General features: G+C 72.9%; 18 protein-coding genes. 9 read left to right on the plus strand and 9 right to left on the minus strand.

Annotation, left to right across the window (positions count from 1 at the left end; translation table 11 throughout):
* Positions 1-57: 57 nt before the first annotated feature.
* The 4 genes from ACTMSW_RS18315 (at position 58) to ACTMSW_RS18330 (ending at position 4,003) form a co-directional block, all read left to right on the plus strand.
* A complete protein-coding gene (locus ACTMSW_RS18315; RefSeq protein ID WP_441181832.1) occupies positions 58-1,452 on the plus strand; it encodes an ABC transporter substrate-binding protein in 1,395 nt (464 codons plus the stop codon).
* A complete protein-coding gene (locus tag ACTMSW_RS18320; RefSeq protein ID WP_441181833.1) occupies positions 1,449-2,411 on the plus strand; it encodes a carbohydrate ABC transporter permease in 963 nt (320 codons plus the stop codon). Before ACTMSW_RS18315 ends, ACTMSW_RS18320 begins: the two co-directional genes overlap by 4 nt.
* Complete coding sequence (locus tag ACTMSW_RS18325; protein ID WP_441181834.1) at positions 2,411-3,277, plus strand: carbohydrate ABC transporter permease; 867 nt, start codon at positions 2,411-2,413, stop codon at positions 3,275-3,277. The genes ACTMSW_RS18320 and ACTMSW_RS18325 overlap by 1 nt, the downstream gene beginning before the upstream one ends.
* Positions 3,278-3,397: 120 nt before the next feature.
* Positions 3,398-4,003 carry a class I SAM-dependent methyltransferase gene (locus ACTMSW_RS18330; RefSeq protein ID WP_441181835.1) on the plus strand — a complete coding sequence of 202 codons (606 nt, stop codon included), beginning with the start codon at positions 3,398-3,400 and terminating at the stop codon, positions 4,001-4,003.
* A 33-nt stretch (positions 4,004-4,036) separates the two neighbouring features.
* Here ACTMSW_RS18330 and eccB read toward each other — a convergent pair whose 3' ends face one another.
* The gene (gene eccB / locus ACTMSW_RS18335; protein ID WP_441181836.1) at positions 4,037-5,428 is read right to left on the minus strand and encodes a type VII secretion protein EccB; all 1,392 of its coding nucleotides are present in this window, start codon (positions 5,426-5,428) and stop codon (positions 4,037-4,039) included.
* A gap of 46 nt (positions 5,429-5,474) precedes the next feature.
* Between eccB and ACTMSW_RS18340 the strand changes: the two genes are divergently transcribed.
* Positions 5,475-6,134 carry a class I SAM-dependent methyltransferase gene (locus ACTMSW_RS18340; RefSeq protein ID WP_441181837.1) on the plus strand — a complete coding sequence of 220 codons (660 nt, stop codon included), beginning with the start codon at positions 5,475-5,477 and terminating at the stop codon, positions 6,132-6,134.
* Positions 6,135-6,152: 18 nt separating this feature from the next.
* Here the strand turns inward: ACTMSW_RS18340 and ACTMSW_RS18345 are convergent, their stop codons facing one another.
* Positions 6,153-7,157, minus strand: coding sequence for a zinc-binding dehydrogenase (locus ACTMSW_RS18345; protein ID WP_441182035.1), 1,005 nt, complete (start codon positions 7,155-7,157; stop codon positions 6,153-6,155).
* A 120-nt stretch (positions 7,158-7,277) separates the two neighbouring features.
* On the opposite strand from ACTMSW_RS18345, the gene ACTMSW_RS18350 reads away from it, so the two are divergent.
* Complete coding sequence (locus ACTMSW_RS18350) at positions 7,278-7,991, plus strand: spermidine synthase (RefSeq protein WP_441181838.1); 714 nt, start codon at positions 7,278-7,280, stop codon at positions 7,989-7,991.
* A 14-nt stretch (positions 7,992-8,005) separates the two neighbouring features.
* Here the strand turns inward: ACTMSW_RS18350 and ACTMSW_RS18355 are convergent, their stop codons facing one another.
* Positions 8,006-9,610 carry a glycosyltransferase 87 family protein gene (locus ACTMSW_RS18355; protein WP_441181839.1) on the minus strand — a complete coding sequence of 535 codons (1,605 nt, stop codon included), beginning with the start codon at positions 9,608-9,610 and terminating at the stop codon, positions 8,006-8,008.
* Between the two features lie 103 nt (positions 9,611-9,713).
* On the opposite strand from ACTMSW_RS18355, the gene ACTMSW_RS18360 reads away from it, so the two are divergent.
* The 3 genes from ACTMSW_RS18360 to ACTMSW_RS18370 all read left to right on the plus strand — a co-directional run bounded on the left by ACTMSW_RS18360 (position 9,714) and on the right by ACTMSW_RS18370 (position 12,163).
* Entirely contained in the window at positions 9,714-11,399 is a 1,686-nt protein-coding gene (locus tag ACTMSW_RS18360; RefSeq protein WP_441181840.1) for a long-chain-fatty-acid--CoA ligase, read from the plus strand.
* Between the two features lie 63 nt (positions 11,400-11,462).
* Positions 11,463-11,771: a hypothetical protein gene (locus tag ACTMSW_RS18365; RefSeq protein ID WP_441181841.1), complete on the plus strand. Its 309-nt coding sequence runs from the start codon at positions 11,463-11,465 to the stop codon at positions 11,769-11,771.
* A complete protein-coding gene (locus ACTMSW_RS18370) occupies positions 11,768-12,163 on the plus strand; it encodes a hypothetical protein (RefSeq protein WP_441181842.1) in 396 nt (131 codons plus the stop codon). The genes ACTMSW_RS18365 and ACTMSW_RS18370 overlap by 4 nt, the downstream gene beginning before the upstream one ends.
* A gap of 12 nt (positions 12,164-12,175) precedes the next feature.
* Here the strand turns inward: ACTMSW_RS18370 and ACTMSW_RS18375 are convergent, their stop codons facing one another.
* The 6 genes from ACTMSW_RS18375 to ACTMSW_RS18400 all read right to left on the minus strand — a co-directional run bounded on the left by ACTMSW_RS18375 (position 12,176) and on the right by ACTMSW_RS18400 (position 19,818).
* Entirely contained in the window at positions 12,176-12,583 is a 408-nt protein-coding gene (locus ACTMSW_RS18375; protein ID WP_441181843.1) for a VOC family protein, read from the minus strand.
* Complete coding sequence (locus tag ACTMSW_RS18380; RefSeq protein ID WP_441181844.1) at positions 12,543-13,136, minus strand: GNAT family N-acetyltransferase; 594 nt, start codon at positions 13,134-13,136, stop codon at positions 12,543-12,545. Before ACTMSW_RS18380 ends, ACTMSW_RS18375 begins: the two co-directional genes overlap by 41 nt.
* Positions 13,137-13,267: 131 nt before the next feature.
* Positions 13,268-15,073, minus strand: a complete 1,806-nt coding sequence (locus ACTMSW_RS18385) for an acyl-CoA dehydrogenase (protein WP_441181845.1) — start codon at positions 15,071-15,073, stop codon at positions 13,268-13,270.
* Between the two features lie 37 nt (positions 15,074-15,110).
* Entirely contained in the window at positions 15,111-16,616 is a 1,506-nt protein-coding gene (locus ACTMSW_RS18390) for an ATP-binding protein (protein ID WP_441181846.1), read from the minus strand.
* A 260-nt stretch (positions 16,617-16,876) separates the two neighbouring features.
* A complete protein-coding gene (locus ACTMSW_RS18395) occupies positions 16,877-18,478 on the minus strand; it encodes a glycosyltransferase family 2 protein (protein ID WP_441181847.1) in 1,602 nt (533 codons plus the stop codon).
* Entirely contained in the window at positions 18,475-19,818 is a 1,344-nt protein-coding gene (locus tag ACTMSW_RS18400; protein WP_441182036.1) for a glycosyltransferase family 4 protein, read from the minus strand. The genes ACTMSW_RS18395 and ACTMSW_RS18400 overlap by 4 nt, the downstream gene beginning before the upstream one ends.
* Between the last annotated feature and the right edge of the window lie 227 nt (positions 19,819-20,045).

A 20,045-nucleotide genomic window follows, 5' to 3' on the forward strand; every position in this document is an offset into this window, starting at 1 on the left:
AATTGATCAATCGAAGGGGTTCAATCCGTCATGTACCCTTCGAGAGGAGTGCCACCGATGTCAGCACCTCCGAGGCGCGCGATGGCCGCCACCCTGATCATGGCACTTGCCGGGACCACCCTGCTGGCCTGCGGTGACGATACGTCCGAAAGCGACAGCAGGAAGATCACCGTGTGGAGCCTGGAGGACGTGGCCGACCGGGTCACCGCCACCCGGGCGATCATCGCCGACTTCACCGCGAAGACGGGCGTCACCGTCGAGCTGGTGCCGGTCAGCGAGGACCAGTTCCCGTCCCTCATCGCCTCCAGCGCCGCCGCCGGCGAGCTGCCCGACGTGGTCGGGTCCGTCTCCCTCGCCGGTGTCCGCACCCTCGCCGGCAACGAACTTCTGCACCCCTCGGCGAATGCGGAGGTCGTCGAGAAGCTGGGGCGCCAGACGTTCTCGCCCCGGGCGCTGGAACTCACCGCCGACGGCGACACGCAGCTCTCCGTTCCCAGCGACGGGTGGGGCCAGCTGCTCGTCTACCGCAAGGACCTCTTCGACGCCGCCGGGTTGCCGGCCCCCGACACGTACGAGAAGATCGCCGCCGCAGCGGCGAAGCTGAACACCGGCGGCGTCGCCGGCATCACCGCGGCGACCGCCCCCGGCGACGTCTTCACCCAGCAGACGTTCGAGCACCTCGCGCTGGCCAACAACTGTCAGCTCACCGACGATTCCGGGGCGGTGAAGCTCGACTCGCCGGAGTGCGTCGAGGCCTTCCGCTTCTACGGCGACCTCATGCGCACCAGCTCGGTCAAGGGCGCGCAGGACGTCGACACCACCCGGGCCACCTACTTCGCCGGCAAGGCGGCCATGCTGGTGTGGTCACCGTTCATCCTCGACGAGCTGGCCGGCCTGCGCAACGACGCCAAACCCACCTGCCCGCAGTGCCAGGCCGACCCCGCGTGGCTCGCGAAGAACAGCGGGTTCGTGACCGCCATCAAGGGCCCGAACGGCACCCAACCGGCCCAGTACGGCGAGATCAGCTCCTGGGCCGTGCTCGACGGCGCCGCCGACGACCCGGCGAAGTCCTTCGTGGAGTACATGCTCGACGACGCCTACCCGCGCTGGTTCGGCATGTCCCCCGAGGGCCGCTTCCCGGTGCGCAAGGGCACCGGCGGGGAGCCGGAGAAGTTCCTCACCGCCTGGAACACCAGCCAGGCCGGTGTGGACGCGAAGAAGCCCCTCGCCGAGGTCTACGGCGACCAGGTGCTCGCCGAGCTGCGCCGCAGCCCGGACACCTTCTCCCGCTGGGGACTGACCCAGGGCCAGGGCAAGCTGGTCGGCGCGATCCTCGGCGAGCTTCCGGTGCCCAAGGCACTCGCCGACGTCGTCTCCGGCAAGTCCGACGCCGCCGCGGCGGCCGGGCGGGCCCGCAAGGACGTGGAGGCGATCAAGGCGGGCGTCAATTGACCACCACGGCGCCGGGTACCGGCCGCTCCCCCACCCGGGAGCGGCCGGCCCGGCCCCGCCGGCGGGGCCCGCTGACGCTGCGCCAGCGGGAGTCCCGCGCCGGGCTCGCGCTGGTCGCGCCGACCCTGCTGGTCACGATCGCGGTGATCGGCATACCGATCGTGTGGACGGTGGTGCTGGCCTTCCAGCGCGTACGCCTGGCCACCCTGCGCAAGACCGGCCTGTTCGGCGAGTTCACGCTGGACAACATCGACCGGGTGCTCAACACGCCCGGGTTCGCCGACACGCTCTGGACGACCCTGGTCTACAGCGTCGGCAGCACCGTCGGCTCGATCCTCCTGGGTCTGGCCGCGGCACTGGTCGTCCGCCGGCCCTTCCGGGGCCGCACCCTGGTCCGTGCCTCGATGCTGCTGCCGTACGTGGCGCCGGTCGTCGCGGTCACCTTCGTCTGGCAGGTGATGCTGGACCCGCAGCTCGGCATCGTCAACGACTGGGGGCGACGGTTCCTCGGCTGGGACACCCCGGTCGCGTTCCTGTCCCAGGAGTCCACCGCCCTGGCCACGGTCATCGCCTTCGAGGCGTGGCGCTACTTCCCGTTCGCGTTCCTGTTCCTGCTCGCCCGACTCCAGGCGGTCCCTGGTGAGCTGGAGGAGGCCTCCCGTGTCGACGGGGCCACCCCCACCCAGCGGTTCCGCCACATCCTGCTGCCGCAACTGCTGCCGGTGATCGCGCTGATCGGCGTCCTGCGGTTCATCATGACGTTCAACAAGTTCGACGACGTCTACCTGCTCACCGGCGGCGCGGCCGGCACCGAGGTGGTCAGCGTCCGGGTCTACACGTTCCTCACCGCGCGTACCGACATCGGCGCGGCGGCGGCCCAGGCGGTCGTGCTGGCCGTGGTGCTCATCGTCTTCGTCGCGGTCTACCTGCGCTTCTTCGGCGGACGGAGGGCCGACTGATGGACCGGGACCGGATCGAGACGGTCAGCCTGCGCTGGCTGCGGCGGCTGGTCGTCGCCGTCTTCCTGCTGGTGACCCTCTTCCCCTTCTACTACATGCTGGTGCTCTCGGTACGCCCCATCGAGCGCCTGCTGCTCGACCCCGGCTCGCTGGTGGTCGGGCTGGGCGAGCTGACCGTCGCGACGTACGCCGAGGTGCTCAAGGCCGCCGACGACGGCGGCCAGGGTTTCCTCACGTTCATGCGCAACAGCGGCCTGGTCGCCGTCGCCGCGACCGTCCTGACGCTGGTGGTGGCGATCCCCGGGGCGTACGCGGTCTCCCGGCTGCGGTTCTTCGGGCGGCGGCAGGTCGACGTCCTGTTCCTGGCGGTCTACCTGTTCCCGTCGATCGTCATCGCGATCCCGCTGTTCGTGATGTTCACCCGGGCCGGGCTGCGCGGGTCGCTGTTCGGGCTGGTCCTGGTCTACATCTCGCAGACACTTCCGGTCTCGGTGTACATGCTGAAGAACTACTTCGAGACGATCCCGGTCAGCCTGGAGGAGTCGGCGGCGATCGACGGGGCGGGGCGGCTGGGCATCATCCGGCGGGTCAGCCTGCCCCTGGCCGCACCGTCGATCATGGCGGTCGCGCTGTACGACTTCATGATCGCCTGGAACGAGTTCCTCTTTGCGCTGCTGTTCCTGGTCGACAAGCCGAACCGGTGGACGGTGTCGCTGGGGTTGGCGCAGCTCGCCGACGGGGTGGAGGTGCCCAAGACGGTGCTGATGGCCGGCTCGGTCATCCTCACCCTGCCCATCGTGATCCTCTTCTTCGCCAGCGAACGGCTGCTCACCGAGGGCCTGACCAGCGGCGCAGAAAAGGGCTGACCCGCCCCCTCCCCCACGATCTTGCACATTCTGTCGGGGCGAAAGCCGTAAAAGCCGCAGAAGAGCGACAGAAAGTGCAAGATCGCGGAGGGTGGTAGGGCGAGCCGTTACGGTGGCGCCATGGGCAAGCCGACCCGTTGGGTGACCGAGACCGGTCCCGAGCACACGCAGTGGTACATCGACCGGTTCCGCCGGCTGGCGGCCGAGGGGGTCGACCTGGCCGGGGAGGCCCGACTGGTCGACGCCATGGTCGCGCCCGGTTCCCGGATCCTCGACGCCGGCTGCGGCACCGGCCGGGTCGGTGCGGCGCTCGCCGCGCGCGGCCACACCGTCGTCGGGGTGGACGCCGACCCGGCGCTGGTCGAGGCGGCCCGCGCCGACCACCCGGGCCCCCACTGGCTGGTCGCCGACCTGGCCGACCTGGACCTGGCCGCGGCCGGGGAGCCCGAGCCGTTCGACGCGGCGGTGGTGGCCGGCAACGTGATGGCGTTCGTGGCGCCCGGCACCGAGCCAGAGGTGCTCCGGCGCGTCGCCGCGCACCTGCGGCCCGACGGGGTGGCACTGGTCGGCTTCGGCCTCGACCGGGGCTACCGCCTGGCCGACTTCGACGACGACACCGACGCGGCCGGCCTGCGCCGGGAGCACCGCTTCGCCACCTGGGACCTGCGCCCCTGGCGCGAGGAGAGCGACTTCGCCGTCACCGTGCTGCGCCGCCCCGCCGACTGAGCCCGCCGCCACGACCCGACGCGACCCGGGCGGTCACGCCGGTGCGGCGACCTCCCGGGCGGCGGCCGGGTCGAGGGGCGCCCCGGCCGGCACCAGACTGACCAGGCTCGCCGGAAGGCGGGCCGGGCGGACGCCCGCGTAGCCGAGCATGCCGAGCACGTCCCCGCCGGCCAGCACATACCGGCGGCCGAGGTCGGTGACCACGGACACCGCACCGCCGGTCGCTCCCGGCGCGGCCACCGACTCCACGACCGCACCCCGCCCCGGCTCGACCACCACGTGGTCGGCGAGCACCGGCTCGCCGGGATTGGCGGGCGCGGTCCGCGGGGTGGTGGCCAGGTCCGGCAGCCGTACGCCGAGCCGTACCTCGGCGGCACCGCCGTCGTCGCCGACCCGGGTGCAGAGCCCACCGGTGTCCGGTGCGGCCAGCTTCGGTGGCACGGCCGGCGGGGCGGTCGGCCCGGTCGGGGCGAGGTCGGGCACCTTCGGCAGCTCGGCGAACCGCCCGAGGGTGATCGGCTCCGGCTCGCCCTGACCGGTGCGGGCCAGCAGCAGACTGGCCTGCATCTCGGTGATGCCGGCCAGTCCGTCGCGCAGCGCGACCGCGTACTGGCGGCCGTTGCCGAAGTTGCGGACCAGGTAGACGTCGCCGATGCGGGCCCCGTCGACCTTGTCGGACCGCTCGCCCGCTCCGGGCAGCGCGAGCGGTGCCAGATCGCTGCCGGCGGGCAGGGTGTTGAGCAGGGCCGGTGCCACCGTGACCGCCCGGGCCCGGGTGGCCGCCAGCGCCGCGAGCACACGGTCGGGGTCGCGGATGAGGTGGCGGCGCTGCCGCCAGACGAGATGCAGCGCCCCGTCGGGTCCCCGCAGGAGGAGCCCGTCCTCGCCGAGCGCCCGGCCACCCTCGCCGGGAACACCGATCAGCACCGCCGAGCGGGGAGCCGCCCGGTCGGGGTCGAGCCCGGTCACGGAACAGACCGTCCACGGGGTGTCGGCGAGCCGCCGGGCAGCGGGCAACGAGTCCGGCGCGTCGGCGATGCCCAGCGGCAGGCCGCGCGGCACACCCTCGATCGACCGACGGGACACCAGCACGGTCTTCGGACGGTCCGCGCCGATGATGAGCAGGGCCGACGCGTAGTTGAGCACCGGATGCAGCTTCTGCTCCCGGTAGACGAACCGGGCGCCGGACTCCTTCTCCACGATCACCGCGCCGGTGTCGCGCCACTTGGTGCCGCCGCCGGCGAAAAGGCCGTAGAGGGCGAAACCACCCAGCATGATCGCCGCGACCAGGACGCTGGCCAGCCCGGCGCCGGCCAACCGCCGGAACGGCGACTGCGCCGGGTCGGTCTCCCGCATCACCAGGGCGGCCACCGCCCGCTGGACGGTGAACTGGTAGGAGTGCAACTGGTCCTGCCGCGACGGCATCGGGTCCCCTCCGCTCGGTGGCCGGCACAGGATAAGCGTTCCGTCGATGTCCCGAGGACCCGGTGCAGCCATCGCGTGGGATTCCACCGGACCGGACAGCGACGACTGGGACGCCCGGTACGCGGGCGCGCCGGGGCTGATGTGGACCGCCGAGCCGAACCGGTTCGTGGTGCGGGAGCTGGCCGACGTGCCACCCGGGCGGGCCCTGGACGTGGCCGCCGGTGAGGGGCGCAACGCCGTCTGGCTGGCCGAGCGGGGCTGGCGGGTCACCGCGGTGGACTTCTCGGCCGTCGCGGTGGACCGGGGGCGGGAACTGGCGGCGGCGCGGGGCGTACCGGTCGACTGGCGGGTCGCCGACGTGACGGCGTGGACGCCGGAGCCGGCCGCGTACGACGTGGTGCTGGTCGCGTACCTGCATCTGCCGGGCGCGGACCTCGCGGCGGTCCTGGCCGGGGCGCGGTCGGCCCTGCGGCCCGGCGGTCGGGTCGTGGTCGTCGGCCACGACCGCGCCAACCTCACCGGCGGCACCGGCGGTCCCCGCGACCCGGCCATCCTGCTGACCCCGGAGTCGGTCGTCGACGCCCTCGACGGTCTGCGGATCCAGCGGGCGGAGACGGCCCGCCGGCCGGTCGCCGGGCCCGACGGCGGCAGCGTCGACGCCCTGGACACCGTGGTGGTCGCCGTCCGACCCGCAGCCGGCGGGTGACGAGACCCCGGGCCCGGTTCAGGGGCGCAGGATCAGCCGGATCGGGTTGCCCTGCTTGCTCTGCACGCGTTCCACCGCCTGCTCGGCCTCGGCCAGCGGCAGCACGTCGCTGATCGAGCCGCTGAGGTCCAGCCGCTTCTGCCGCGTCAGCGACACCAACTGCTCGACGTGCTCGGCCTCCGAGCCGTAGTGGCCGAGGATCGCCTGCTGGAGGTAGGTGAACGGGCTGTCCGACGGGATCGTGACCGGCTTGTTGGCGATCCCCGCGAGCACCAGCCGTCCCCGCCGGCCGAGCACGGTCAGCGCCTGCTCCCGGACCGGGGTCACGCCGGCGAAGTCGAACGCCACGTCCAGGCCCCGGCCCCCGGTCAGGGCCAGGACGGTGGCCCGGAACGCCGGATCGGCCGGGTCGAGGGCGGCGTCCGCGCCGAGCGCGAGGGCCCGGTCACGCGCAGCGGCGAGCGGCTCGACCGCGATCACCGGCGCCGCGCCGACGAGGCGGAGCAGTTGCACGGCGTGGGCACCGAGACCACCGACGCCCCAGACCGCGACCGCCTCCCCCGGACGGGTACGCGCGGTGTCGGTCACCGCCGCCCACGGGGTGGAGACCGCGTCGGGGATGATGCACGCCTGTTCGAACGGGAGGTCGTCGGGGATCGGCACCACGGTGTCCTGGCCGGCCACGGCGTACTCGGCCCAGCCGCCGTCGTAGTCGACGCCCCGGGTGAGGACGGTGCCGCGCCGGTCCCGTTCGCCGGCCTGGAGCAGCACCCGCTGGCCCGGTTGCCAGCCCTCCACGCCGTCGCCGAGGGCGTCGATCACCCCGGCGACCTCGTGTCCCAGCGTCACCACGTCGCCCGGCAGGTAGAGCGGGGTCAGCGTGCCGTCGATCAGGTGCACGTCGGAGAGGCACACCCCGGCCGCCACCACCGTGATCCGCACCTGCCCCGGCTGCGGCTCGGGCACCGGTACCGACTCCATCCGCAGCGTCCGGTCCTCCAGGTGCAGCCGTCCGGCCAGCATGTCCGCCACGTCCGCGTACTCCCTGTCCGGCCGCCGGTCGGCGGCCCTCGACCGTCGGGCATACCCGACGACGCGGGATGAATGCGGGATCTCCGGGCCCCACCGCGTAGCATCCGGCGGATGGGCGCACGATTCGAGGAACTGGCCTGGCGGGAAACCCCGATCGGCGCCGTCAGCCTGCGCCGGCGGCGCGACCCGGCGCTGGGCGTCGAGGTGTACGAGGTCAAGCTCGACGACGAGTACCTGATGTCGAGCCTCTTCCCGGTGGCGGAGATCGAGCTGGCCCGGCTGGGGCTGGCCGCGCTGGCCGGGGAGGACCTGGACGTGGTGGTCGGCGGCCTCGGCCTCGGCTTCACCGCCCGCACCGCGCTCGACGACGACCGGGTCCGCTCGCTCGTGGTGGTCGAGGCGGTCGAGGACGTCATCGACTGGCACCGGCGTGAGCTGCTCCCCTTCGCCGCCGGGCTGGCCACCGACCCGCGGACGCGCTTCGCGCGGGCGGACTTCTTCGCGGCGGTCGCCGAGGGCACGGGCTTCGACCCGGACGAGCCGGACCGGCGGTTCCACGCCGTCCTGCTCGACGTGGACCACTCCCCCCGCAACGTGCTGCACCCCAGCCACGCCGCCTTCTACACGCCGGAGGGCCTGCGCCGGTTGACCGGGCACCTGCACCCGGACGGGGTGTTCGCGCTGTGGTCGGACGACCCGCCGGACGCGGAGTTCGAGGAGGTTCTCGGCGCGGTGTTCCGCTCCGCGCGGGCCCACGTCGTCCGGTTCCCCAACCCGCTGACCGGCGGGGAGTCGGCGAACACGGTCTACGTGGCGCACCGGTGACGGTGCACCGTCACTCAGCCGGGCGGCGCTGAGGCGACGGCGGCGGCGAGTTCCTCCGCGTACGTGGCGATCGCCCGTCCGTCGGCGGCGTACGCGACCAGCCGGCCGTGCGTCATGGTGGCCGACCGGAACGAGAAGACCCGGGTGCCGGCATGGGCGGCCAGCAGTGGGATCTGCCGCGGCGGCCCACCGGGTGCCGAGTGGTACTCCAGCCGGGCGACCAGCGGAGACACGACACCGTTGACGCGGACCTTCGTGCGCTCCGTCCGCACCCCGAAGGTCACCGGCGCGCCGGTGCCGTACGCGGCGCAGCTCGGCGCGTCCCGGCAGACGAAGAAGTACCTCGGGTTGCCCACGTCGGACAGCGCGTACGCCTTGAAGGTGGGGTCGGCACCGGCCGGCAGGGGCTGGACGGCGAAGAACGCCAGGGCCGCGACGGCGGTCGTGGCGACACGCAGCCCGGCACGCGCCGGGGTGGTCCGGCGGCGGGCCCGCGCCGCCGCGACGGCCACGCCGCCGAACCCGGTGAGGCAGAGCGCCACGACGCCCAGCGCTCGCGCGTTCTCCAGGAGGAACTGCACGCCCGGTCGGGTGGACACCGGCGCGAGCAGGACGCCGAGCGAGAAGACCATGGCGACCAGCAGGGCGGCGCCGGCTACCCGACGGGTGATCCCGACCCCGCCGACCAGCAGCATCGCCGCGAGCACCGGCCAGATCTGGTGGTGCGTCCAGGACACCGGCGACGCGGCGACGGTGGCGCAGCCGACCAGTACGGCGGCGTGCCCGGGGCGACCCGTGTCGGCCAGGTGTCGGGCGCGCAGCAGCGCCACCCCGCACAGGACGGCGACCAGCGCCGCCCAGAGCACCGGCAGCGAGGCCGGGCCCACGCCGAGCCGCAGCAGCATGCCGTGCATCGACTGGTTGCCCAGCGAGGCCAGGTTGCCGATGCGGGACGTGTTCCGCATCGCCTCGGTCCAGTAGGTCACGCTCTCCGCCGGCAGGACGGCGACCCCGACCACACCGCAGGCGAGGAACGCGGCGACCGCGCGTCCGGCGTCCCGGTACCGCCGGACGACGAGGAAGTAGACCACGAACAGCAGCGGGGTCAGTTTGACCGCGGCGGCGACCCCCACCAGGATGCCCCGCAGCCGGGCGGGAACCGCGCCGGTGGCGTCGAGCAGGGCCAGCAGCACGATGAACACGCTGACCTGACCGAACCGGAGGTTGCTCTGCACCGGGGCGGAGAGCAGGAGACCGCAGGCGACCAGCGGCACGACGAGGTGCCGGCGCGGCCCCGACGCGGCCAGCAGCCGACCGACGGGCACCGCGATGGCGACCACCGCCAGGCAGGTCAGCGCGAGCCAGACGGCCTGCACCACCCCCTCGGGTACGGCGACCACGGGCCAGAGCACCAGGGCGGCGAAGGGCGGGTACGTGAACGGACCACCGTTGTCGGCGACGAACTCGTAGAGCGGTCGGCCGGCGTGCAGGTGCAGCAGCGCGCCCCGGTAGATGTGCAGGTCGGACAGGCGATCGGGCCGGAGTGTCACCAGCGCCACGGAGCCGGCGGCGAGCACGCTGAACAGCGACCACAGCGCCACCACCCGGCGATCCCGCATCGCCGGATTCTAGTTCGGACGGCCGGCACGGTGGGGGCACCGATCACCTACGGGACCTTAAGTTACCGCTGGGTAGGCGACTGGTGGTGCCGGGAGGAGAGACATGGACCTGAGCGAACGGCCCTGGCTGCGCAGCTACCCACCCGACGTGCCGGCGACGATCCCGCCGTCCGAGGAGTCCCTGGTCGACCTGCTGCGCGACGCCGCCCGCCGGTCTGGTACCCGCGAGGCGCTCGACTTCTACGGCGCCACCACCACCTACGCGGACCTCGCCGACCAGGTGGAGAGGGCGGCCGAGGCGCTGCGCCGGTTGGGTGTCGGGCGCGGCGACCGGGTCGCGCTGGTCCTGCCCAACTGCCCGCAGCACGTCGTCGCGTTCTACGCGGTGCTGCGGCTCGGTGCCGTCGTGGTCGAGCACAATCCGCTCTACACCCAGCAGGAGCTGACCCACCAGTTCGCCGACCACGGCGCCCGGGTCGCGATCGTCTGGGACCGGATGGCGCCGCTGGTCCTGCGTACCGCCGGGGCCACCGCCGTGGAGACGGTCGTCGCGGTCGACCTCAGCCGCGCCCTGCCCCGGCTCAAGCGCTGGGCGCTGCGGCTGCCGCTGCCGGCGGCCCGCGCCACCCGCGCCGCGATGACCGCGCCCGCGCCCGGCGCGCTGTCCTGGGAGAAGCTGGTCGCCGCCGCCGGCCCGCTCACCGCCGACCACCCCGCGCCGGGGCCGGACGACACCGCGCTGCTGCAGTACACCGGCGGCACCACCGGCACGCCGAAGGGCGCCATCCTCACCCACCGCAGCCTGCGCGCCAACGCCGCGCAGGGCCGCGCGTGGGTGCCGGGTCTGCGCGACGGCGCCGAGACGGTGTACGCGGTGCTGCCGCTCTTCCACGCCTACGGCCTGACGCTCTGCCTCACCTTCTCGGTGAGCATCGGCGCCACCCTGGTGCTCTTCCCCCGCTTCGACCTGGACCAGACCCTCGCCGCGGTCCGCCGCCGCCCGCCGACGTTCCTGCCCGCCGTGCCGCCGATCTACGAGAAGCTGGCCACCGCCGCCCGGGAACGCGGAGTGGACCTCACCTCCGCCCGGTACGCCATCTCCGGCGCGATGGCGCTGCCTCCGGCCACGGTGGAGCTGTGGGAGTCGGTGACCGGCGGCCTGCTCGTCGAGGGCTACGGGATGACCGAGACCTCCCCGGTGGCCCTGGGCAACCCGGTGTCGCCGACCCGTCGGCCCGGCACGGTGGGCGTACCGTTCCCGTCGACCGACGTCCGCATCGTCGACCCGGAGGACCCGACCCGCGACCGCGCTCGGGGCGAGGCCGGTGAGCTGCTGATCCGGGGGCCGCAGGTGTTCGCCGGCTACTGGCGGCGGCCGGAGGAGACGGCGGCGGTGCTGCTGCCCGACGGCTGGCTGCGCACCGGGGACATCGTGGTGATGGACGACGACGGTTTCGTGACCGTGGTGGACCGGATCAAGGAGCTGATCATCACCGGCGGCTTCAACGTGTACCCGTCGGAGGTGGAGGAGGCGCTGCGCCGGGTGCCGGGCGTGCACGACGCGGCCGCCGTGGGCCTGCCCTGCGACGGCGGCGGCGAGGAGGTCGTCGCCGCGGTGGTCCTGCACACCGACTGCACCCTGGACGAGGCGGGGATCCGCACGGCGTGCCGGACGCACCTCACCGCGTACAAGGTGCCGCGCCGCGTCGTGGTGGTGGAGGACCTGCCCCGCTCCCAGATCGGCAAGATCCTCCGTCGGGAGGTCCGGGACCGTCTGCTCGCCGACTGAATCAGGGACGACACGCAGCGTCACACCCACCTCAGGTGGTGCTACTCGGAGTACTCTGGCGGTATGACCGCGTCGGTGAGGAAACTGTCGATCTCCGTTCCGCCGGACGTGGCGGAACGGCTGGAACGGGAACCCAACGCCTCCGCGTACATCGTCCAGGCCGTCCGTGACCGGATGCGGCTGGACGCGCTGGACGCCGAGCTCGCGCACGCCGGGATCGCGATCACCGAACAGGGGGTCGCCCAGGCGCGCGCTCGCCGTGCCGCCGTCGAAGCCGACTGGCCGGCGGAGCGCCGCCAGGCCGTGCGCGACCGGGTCCGCCGGCACCTGCTCGACGACACCAGCGACGCCCCTCAGCAGCCAGCCGCGTGAACATCGAGGACGAAGACCGACCGGTCCGGCTCGTCCTGGACCGCTCAGCACTGCTGGCCTACCTCGCCGGCTCCGTGCATGTCGGGGAGCCGCTGCACGAGGTCATCCAGGACCGCAACCGATTCGGTGTCACCGCCGTCACCGCCGCCGATACCCTGGCCCTCGTCGACGACCTCAAGGACCGCGCCACCCTACACCGGCTGCTGGGACTGGACGCCTGCGTGGTGCTTCCCACCGACGGGGCCTCCTGGCAGGAGCTGAGCTACTGGCGCACCTACACCGGTCGCGCCGACCTGGCCACCACCGTCATGGCAGCCCTCGACCACGACGCGTCGATCCTCACCCGCGAGGACCGCTACGGCGACCTACCGGTCATCTCTATACCGGAGTGACCGCTGACGGCGTCACGAATCAGTACGGCTCTCCGTGCCGAACTGCTCAAACATGATCTCGTAGCCGTCCGGGTCCAAGCCATAGAAGATGCGGGCCCATCCGACGTCCTCCGGTTCGAGCGTCACCGCCAGTCCCTCCTGCCGCCAGAGCGTGTGTGTGGCATCGAGGTCAGCGGTCGGCACGACGAGCACGAAGCCGAGTCCGGGGGGCCCCAGTTTGGTCAGGCGCTCCCGCTCGGCGTTGTGATAGCCGTGCTGATCAGCGTCGGAGAGGATGAGCCACGTGTGCCCGAAGGTCAGGTAGCGCAGGTGCGCCTGGTCGGCCTGGGGAAGGTGCCGGAAGCCGAGCCGTCGGTAGAGATCGAACGATCTGTCGAGATCACGTACCCGCAGACCCACCTTGAGCTGTCTGGCCGGCATCCCGGCATGATACCGAGATCGACTGTCGACCTGGCACGAGCGAGCCGACCGGCGGTCGCCGCACCTCGAACAGGAGGCTGTCGTGGCCCGACGCGTCGGGCCGGCGTCCCACCCGAACCGCGCCGATCTTCTCGAGTGCTCGTTGGGAACGCCGGTTGTCGGGTCCGACGAGGAACACCACCCGCTCGACGAAGCGGAACGCATGACCGACCATGAGCGCCTTGAGCTCGCCGTTGGCCTGGCCGCCCCAGAAGGACCGGGCGAGGAACGTCCACCCGATCTCGACTTCGTCGCGTCGCTGATCGAAAGCATGGAACCGGGACGACCCGATGATGTCTCCCGTGGTCGAGGTGACCGCCAGCGCACCACCGGACGCCAGTGAGTCAGCGAAGAACAGCCGGAACGCCTCATACCGGTACCGATCCTTCACGGGGTGCTGTTCCCAGATGAGCGGGTCACGCGCGACCTGGTGGAGCTCGTCGAAGTCCCCGGACCGCAGCGGCCGGACACCGACGAGGTCACCGTGGAGCACGGGCTGCGGATCGAACAGCATGGTCGAGTGTAACGACGGATCAATACCCCGATGATCGACTCGATGTCACTGACATCAGGGTGTCCACGCGGGTGCGACAACCCGATGTCCATGACATCGAGTGGACCTAGGCGCTCCACCGGAAAGCAGCGTCAGAACCAGGTGTCGCGCATCTCCAGGGTGGTCCGGTCGAGGCTCTCCAGCAGGTCGAACTGCGGGCCGGTGCGGGGCAACTCGTACCGGAAGAAGTAGCGGGCGGCCTGCCGCTTGCCGGCGAGGAAGTCCCCGTCCGATTCGCCCGCCCCCTCCACGGCGAGGAGCTGCTCCAGCCACATCCAGGCGATCACCACGTGCCCGACCGCCTCCAGGTAGACGCTGGCGTTGGCCAGCGCCACCTCCGGGTCGCCGGTGCTCCACAGGCGGCGGGTGACCAGGGCGACCCGGTCCAGGGCGGTGCCGAGCGCGCCGGCCAGCTCGGCGGCCTCCCCCTCGGCCTTCCAGGCCCGGGTGACGGTGGCACGGATCGTGTCCAGCAGCAGGGCGAGGCCGGCGCCACCGGCCATGGTCGCCTTGCGACCGAGCAGGTCGAGCGCCTGGATGCCGTGGGTGCCCTCGTGGATGGCATTGAGCCGGTTGTCCCGCCAGTGCTGCTCGACGTCGTAGTCGCGGGTGTAGCCGTACCCGCCGTGCACCTGGATCGCCAGGTCGTTCGCGGCCAGGCACCACTGCGACGGCCAGCTCTTGGCGATCGGCGTCAACAGCTCCAGCAGCAGGTGCGCCCGCTCCCGGTCGGCCGGGTCCGGTGCGGTCCGCTCCTCGTCGAGCAGGCGTCCGCAGTAGAGGATCAGCGCGAGCGCGCCCTCCACGTAGCTCTTCTGCGCCAGCAGCATCCGGCGTACGTCGGCGTGACCCACGATCGGGACCTGCGGTGCGGTGGGGTCCTTGTCGGCGACCGGGCGGCCCTGCGGGCGCTGCCGGGCGTACTCGACGGACTTGAGGTAGCCGGTGTAGCCGAGCGCCGTCGCGCCGGCGCCGACCCCGATGCGCGCCTCGTTCATCATGTGGAACATCTGCGCCAGGCCCTGGTGCGGCTCCCCCACCAGGTAGCCGACCGCGCCCGGGCGGCCACCGGGCCGGTGCACGCCCTCGCCGAAGTTCAGCAGCGTGTTGGTGGTGCCCCGGTAGCCCAGCTTGTGGTTGAGGCCGACCAGCACCACGTCGTTGCGGGCGCCGAGCGTGCCGTCGTCGCGGAGCAGCACCTTCGGCACGATGAACAGCGAGATGCCCTTCACCCCGGGCGGACCGCCGGGGATGCGGGCCAGCACCAGGTGGACGATGTTCTCGGCCAGCTCGTGGTCCCCGCCGGAAATCCACATCTTGGTGCCGTGCAACCGGTACGTCCCGTCGTCCTGCGGCTCGGCCCGGGTGGTGACGTCGGCCAGCGAGCTGCCGGCCTGCGGCTCGGACAGGCACATCGTGCCGAAGAAACGCCCCTCCACCATCGGCCGGACCCAGGTCTCCACCTGCTCGGTGCTGCCGTGCGCCAGCAGCAGGTTCGCGTTGCCGAGGGTCAGGAACGGGTACGCGGAGGTGGCCACGTTCGCGGCCTGGAACCAGGCGAAGCAGGCGGCCTGCACGACGTGCGGCAGCTGCATCCCCCCGATCGACTCATCCATCGTCGCGGCCAGCAGACCGGTCTGCGCGAAGGCGTCGAGGGCCTCCCGCACCTGCGGGATCATCCGCACCCGGCCGTCGTGCAGGGTGGGTTCGGTGCGGTCGGCGGCCCGGTTGTGCGGGGCGAACCGCTCGGTCGCCACCCGCTCGGCGAGATCCAGCACCGCGTCGAACGTCTCCCGGGAGTGCTCCGCGTAGCGGGGACGCTCGGTCAACCGGGTCACGTCCAGCCAGTCGTGCAGCAGGAACCGAAGGTCACGCCGGGAGAGCAGGCTGGACGACACGGGGGTCTCCTTCCGTCGGGCCGGAGCGGGCGGACGCTCAGCCGCGGCGCAGCCCGACGATGCCCTCCCGCAGGTCATCCTGGCTGATCGGACCGGCCGGCGCACCACCGGTGGCCTCCCGCATCGCCTTGGCGAGTTGCACGCGGCGCAGCACCTCGCGGATGTCCGCACCGGTCAGTCCGGGGCTGAGCGCGGCCAGGTCCGCGGGGTCGACGTCGTCGGCGAACATCCGGAAGCCCGGCCCCGCGTGCCGGTCGACCAGTTCCCGGACCATCTTGGCGATGATCTCCGCCCGGCCGGCCTCGTCGGGCGGCGGGATGGACAGCTTGACGTCGAAGCGCCCGGAGCGGACCAGGGAGGCGTCCACCCGCTGCGGGAAGTTGGTGGTGGCCACGACGATGACGTTCGGGTTCTCCTCGATGAGGGTGTTCATCTCCTGCTTGAAGATCCCGGCCACCGCGTTGACCGCCTGGCTGGCCGCGTCGCCACCGGCCCCGGCGTAGCTGATGATGCTGTCGAACTCGTCGAACAGCAGCACCGTGGGCTCCCGGTAGCGGCGGGCCTCGCGGAAGATCTGCTTGATGTTGCGCTCCGAGCCGCCGAGCCACTTGTCCAGGATCTCGGGGGTACGGATCTCCTTGAAGTCCGCCCCGATCTCGTTGGCCAGCGCGCGGGCCAGCATGGTCTTGCCGGTGCCGGGCGGGCCGTACAGCAGGATGCCCTGCGGCCGGCGCGCCCCCCACCGCGCCATCACGTCCGGATGGCGGAACGAGATCGCGATCTCCCGGAACCGCGCGACCACCTCGTCGAGGCCACCGACCTGGTCGAGGGTCACCGACTCACTGCGCGGGGCCGCCGCCGGGCGCGACGGCGGCGTGGTCGCCGGTCGCCGCAGCACGTACGTCCGTCCGCGCAGGACCCGGGGCTCGGGGTCGTCGCCGGCGAGGTCCCGGACCACCTGGAGCACCACGGCGACGGTCGCCCGCAGGTGCGCCGGAGCGACCGTGGCGACGGGCACCTCGACCCGTACGGTGACGGTCCGGCCGGCGACCGACGGCGCGTCGACGACCTCGGGACGCAGGTCCAGTGCCTCGGCCTCGGCGAGCACCGCCGCGGCGGCGGGGTCGGCGGCCGGCGGCCGGTCCACCACCACCGTGTGAGGCGGGTCGTCCAGGCCGAGCCGGCGGGACGCCTCGGCGGCCATCCGGCCCACCCGCGCGCCCAGCGGGCCGGTCGTGACACCGGTCGCGGCGAGCCGCCGCGCCAGGAGCACCCCGGCCGGGCTGGCCATGCTGAGGGCGAGCCAGCGCAGGGCGGCGTCGGTGGTGCGGTCCCCCGCTCCGGTACGGATCTCGGCCGCCATCCGCAGCATCCGGTCGGCGGTGTCCGGGCGCAGGGTGATCCGCACGCCGGTGACCGGCGGCGGAAAGTCGCTGCCCAGCAGCAGCTCGACCGGCTCGGTGCGGGCCGCCGCCAGCAGGCCGTCGGGGTCCACGATGGTGACACGGGCGCCGAAGCGCTCGACGGTGTCCTGCTCCGACATGATCTCCGCCCTCCACCCGGCAGTGACCAGCCAAAGTCTGACACCCGAACCACCCCACCGCCACCGCACGACCCCCACACCCGCGCTCCCCCCACCCCCCACCCCATCCCGCGCCCGGCCCCAGCCCCGATCCATCCTCGGCGATCTTGCACTTTTGGTCGCGGCATAGGCCGCGAAAGGGACCAAAGGGCGACCGAAACTGCAAGATCGCGGGGACGCGCGAGGCGCGGGGACGCGGGGACCCGAGGACGCTCGCGGGTTCAGCGACGGCGGCGGAGGGTGCGGCGGACCTGGGCCATGACCCGGTTCGGTGTCACCGGCACCACCGAGATCATCAGCCGACCCGACTCGTCGAGGACCGGGGTGATGACGTACAGCCGGGTGCCCCGGCGGCGCAGCAGCGGTGCGGTCGCCCGCAGCCGGGGGGCCCGCAACGCGGCGGAACCACCCGCGCCGGTGGCCCGGTTCGCCCCCTGGGCGAGGCCGGGGTCGAAGGCACCGACCTGGGCGGAGACAGTCCGGCGCTGCCCGGTGGACTTGGCGCCGGCGAGCAGGTCGGCGGCGCGGAAGCGGATCCGCAGCGTCGTACCGTCCGGTCCGGCCGCGAGCTGCTCCGTCTCCGCCGGGATCTCCTCGGCGCTGACGCTGATCCGGTCGACGCCCAGGGCCGCCAGGTCGGGCACCGGCGTGACGGCGGTGATGGTGAGGATCCGCTCGCCCCGGGGGTCGGTCTCCCAGGCCAACGCCGTGACGTCCAGCTTCGCGGCCCAGTCCGGGGCGGTCGTCACGTCGAAGCAGGAGTCCGGCACGCTCCGGTCCGGAGTACGGAAGCCGGGGTACGCGGCGTACCGCCGGTCGCCGTCCACGACGGTCGGCGGCACACCCGTGCGGGCGTCCTGCCGGATCACGGCGAGCAGGTCGTCCAGCGTGCCGTCGCGGGTCAGCGCGAACCGGATACGCGTCTCCGCGTTGAGCTGGGCCGCGATGTCGTCGGTCAGGTACGCGGCGACCAGCCGGCCCACACCGGCGTGCAAGAGGTGCTGGGTGTCCCGGTCCAGGCGCAGCAGGTCGTCCTCGAGCAGTTTGGCGATCTCGTGGTCGAAACGGCGGGCCATCACCGCGTCGCGCTGCTTGCCGGGGGCGATCAGGTCGGCGACGAAGGCGGTGGTCGCCTCGACGGTGCGCAGCCGGTCGGCGTGCCGACTCAGGTAGGTGATGTTGGTGGCGCTGAACCGGCGTACGGCGTGGTAGTAGTCGTAGTCGGCCAGCACGGAGATGCGCCGCGCCCGGTAGCAGGCCTCCAGCGTGAACGGCAGGTCGCTGCCGATCGGCAGGCTCTCCGGGTAGCGGATCCGGTGCCGTTCCAGCAGTTCCCGGCGGAACAGCTTGGTGTTGGCCAGCGACCGGGGCAGCGGCGAGTCGAACAGGTCCAGGTCCGGTTCGGTACGGGCGAAGATGTCCTGGTAGATGTGCCGGCTGTTGACGCCGACCACCTTGCCCAGCACCACGTCGGACTGCCACTCGTCGGCCGCCTCGACGAGCCGGCGCAGGGCGTCGCGGCCCAGGTGGTCGTCCGCGCCGACGAAGAACACGTAGCGGCCGGTGGCCACGTCCAACCCCCGGTTGAAGGGGCCGGCGGGCCCGCCCGAGTTCGGCTGGTGGAGGACGGTGAACACACCGGGGTGGCGGGCCGCGAACCGGTCCAGCTCGGCGCCGCTGCGGTCGGTGGACCCGTCGTCGACGGCCACCACCTGCAACCGGTCCAGCCCGATGGTCTGCTCCACCAGTGAGGTCAGGCAGCGGGTCAGGTACGGCATGGTGTTGTAGACCGCCACCACCACGCTGACGTCCGGCGTGTTCATCGCGGGGTCACCCGCGTCCGGGAGGCCGCAGCGGTGTCGAGCAGGCGGCGGTAGAGCGCGTCGAGCCGGCCGGCCTGCGCCTCCCAGGTCCAGCCGGGCAGCGGCGAGTCCGGCCCGTCGTAGACGCTCCGGTAGCGCCGCGGGTCGGCCAGCACGGCGCGGACCGCGCGGGCGAGATCGGCGATGTCCCGGGCCCGGAACACCTCACCCTGCCCGGTGACGCGAACCGTGTCCGCCATGGCTTTCACGTCGCTGACCACGATGGGCAGTCGCGCGTGCGCGTACTCGAAGAACTTGGTGATCAGCGCGATCTCGTGGTTCGGCCAGTGGTGCAGGGGGATCAGCCCGACGTCGGCCGCGCTGAGGAACGCCGGGACCTGCCAGTGCGGCACGTACGGCACCGCGTGCACCCGGTCGGCGACACCGAGCCGCGCGGCGGCGGCCCGCACCTTGAGGACGTACGCGGCGGACGGGTCGCCGGCCACGAGCGCGAGGTGCACACCGTCCAGTCGGGGCAGTGCCGCCACCACGTCGCCGACGCCCCGCTGCGCCGCCATCGCGCCGCTGTAGACCAGCAACGGGGTGTCGGGGCCGACGCCGCAGAGCTGCCGCAGGTCGGGCACGGGCCCACCGTCGGCGGGCGGGACCTCGGTGACCGCCGGGGCGTTGAGCAGCACGGTCGGCGGCTCGGCCAGGGCGTGCTCGGCGCGCAGCAGGTCGGCGAGGGTGTCCGACACGGTGACCACGGCGTCGACCGCACCGACGTACTCCCGCACGTAGGCCAGGTGGGCGGGCAACCACCGCGCGTTGTCCCGCCGAGGCCGGGCCCCGGGCAGCCACTCGTGGGCGTCCCAGACGAGGCGGACGTCGCGACCGGCGGCGCGGGCCCGGCGTACCGCACGGGCGGCCACGCCGAGCATGCGGAAGTCGTGGGCGTGGATGAGGTCCGGCGCCAGCGCGTCGATCACCGGACCGAACGCGCGCTCGTAGTTCCACAGGCCCGGCTCCAGTCGCCGCCAGGCCCGGTCGCCGTGCACCGTCCGCCACAGGGCGACCTGGGCGTGCTCGACCGGGCGTCGGGCCAGCCGCGCCGCCCGCAGCGGCAGTCCGCCGCGGTCGACCAGCCGCCGCCGCAGGCCGCGCACACCGCGTGGTGCGGCCCCGGCCGCGGCGGGTCCGCCCAGCGGCAGCACCCGGACGTGCGCCGGGCCGAGACGCCAGTCCCGCTCGGCGTCGGTACGCGCACAGCCCAGCAGCGTGACGTCCCAGCCCGCCTCGGCGGCCGAACGGGCGGCCTTCTGCACCCGGGAGTCCCCCTCGACCCCGTTGTCCACGAGCATGACCACGCGGCCGGCGCTGTCCCCGGACGTGGTGCCGTCGAACTGCACGAATGGTTCTCCGATTCCTCATGTCCCGAGTCGGTGCCCGGCGAGTGTACGGCAGCTCCGGGCCGACGAAATCGCGCCCGGTTACGGCCTGCGGCACCATGTACAGGGGTCCTGAGCAGGGCGTCAAGCTTCTGATACCCGGTTGTATACGTACTGGTCGCCTGTTCCTCACCCGCCTT

Origin of the sequence: Micromonospora sp. BQ11 (genome assembly GCF_052068135.1) — a bacterium.
Classification (GTDB): Bacteria; Actinomycetota; Actinomycetes; order Mycobacteriales; family Micromonosporaceae; genus Micromonospora.

Excerpts from the sequence above, each read along its gene's own strand:
- ACTMSW_RS18345 (WP_441182035.1), bottom strand. The coding sequence starts at position 7,157 with ATGCTGGCCGGACGGCTGCACCTGGAGGACCGGACGCTGCGGATGGAG.
- ACTMSW_RS18390 (WP_441181846.1), bottom strand. The coding sequence starts at position 16,616 with ATGTCGGAGCAGGACACCGTCGAGCGCTTCGGCGCCCGTGTCACCATC.
- ACTMSW_RS18330 (WP_441181835.1), top strand. The coding sequence starts at position 3,398 with ATGGGCAAGCCGACCCGTTGGGTGACCGAGACCGGTCCCGAGCACACG.
- ACTMSW_RS18375 (WP_441181843.1), bottom strand. The coding sequence starts at position 12,583 with ATGCCGGCCAGACAGCTCAAGGTGGGTCTGCGGGTACGTGATCTCGAC.
- ACTMSW_RS18355 (WP_441181839.1), bottom strand. The coding sequence starts at position 9,610 with ATGCGGGATCGCCGGGTGGTGGCGCTGTGGTCGCTGTTCAGCGTGCTC.
- ACTMSW_RS18325 (WP_441181834.1), top strand. The coding sequence starts at position 2,411 with ATGGACCGGGACCGGATCGAGACGGTCAGCCTGCGCTGGCTGCGGCGG.
- ACTMSW_RS18340 (WP_441181837.1), top strand. The coding sequence starts at position 5,475 with ATGTCCCGAGGACCCGGTGCAGCCATCGCGTGGGATTCCACCGGACCG.
- ACTMSW_RS18380 (WP_441181844.1), bottom strand. The coding sequence starts at position 13,136 with ATGCTGTTCGATCCGCAGCCCGTGCTCCACGGTGACCTCGTCGGTGTC.
- ACTMSW_RS18395 (WP_441181847.1), bottom strand. The coding sequence starts at position 18,478 with ATGAACACGCCGGACGTCAGCGTGGTGGTGGCGGTCTACAACACCATG.
- ACTMSW_RS18315 (WP_441181832.1), top strand. The coding sequence starts at position 58 with ATGTCAGCACCTCCGAGGCGCGCGATGGCCGCCACCCTGATCATGGCA.
- ACTMSW_RS18360 (WP_441181840.1), top strand. The coding sequence starts at position 9,714 with ATGGACCTGAGCGAACGGCCCTGGCTGCGCAGCTACCCACCCGACGTG.
- ACTMSW_RS18350 (WP_441181838.1), top strand. The coding sequence starts at position 7,278 with ATGGGCGCACGATTCGAGGAACTGGCCTGGCGGGAAACCCCGATCGGC.
- ACTMSW_RS18400 (WP_441182036.1), bottom strand. The coding sequence starts at position 19,818 with ATGCTCGTGGACAACGGGGTCGAGGGGGACTCCCGGGTGCAGAAGGCC.
- ACTMSW_RS18365 (WP_441181841.1), top strand. The coding sequence starts at position 11,463 with ATGACCGCGTCGGTGAGGAAACTGTCGATCTCCGTTCCGCCGGACGTG.
- eccB (WP_441181836.1), bottom strand. The coding sequence starts at position 5,428 with ATGCCGTCGCGGCAGGACCAGTTGCACTCCTACCAGTTCACCGTCCAG.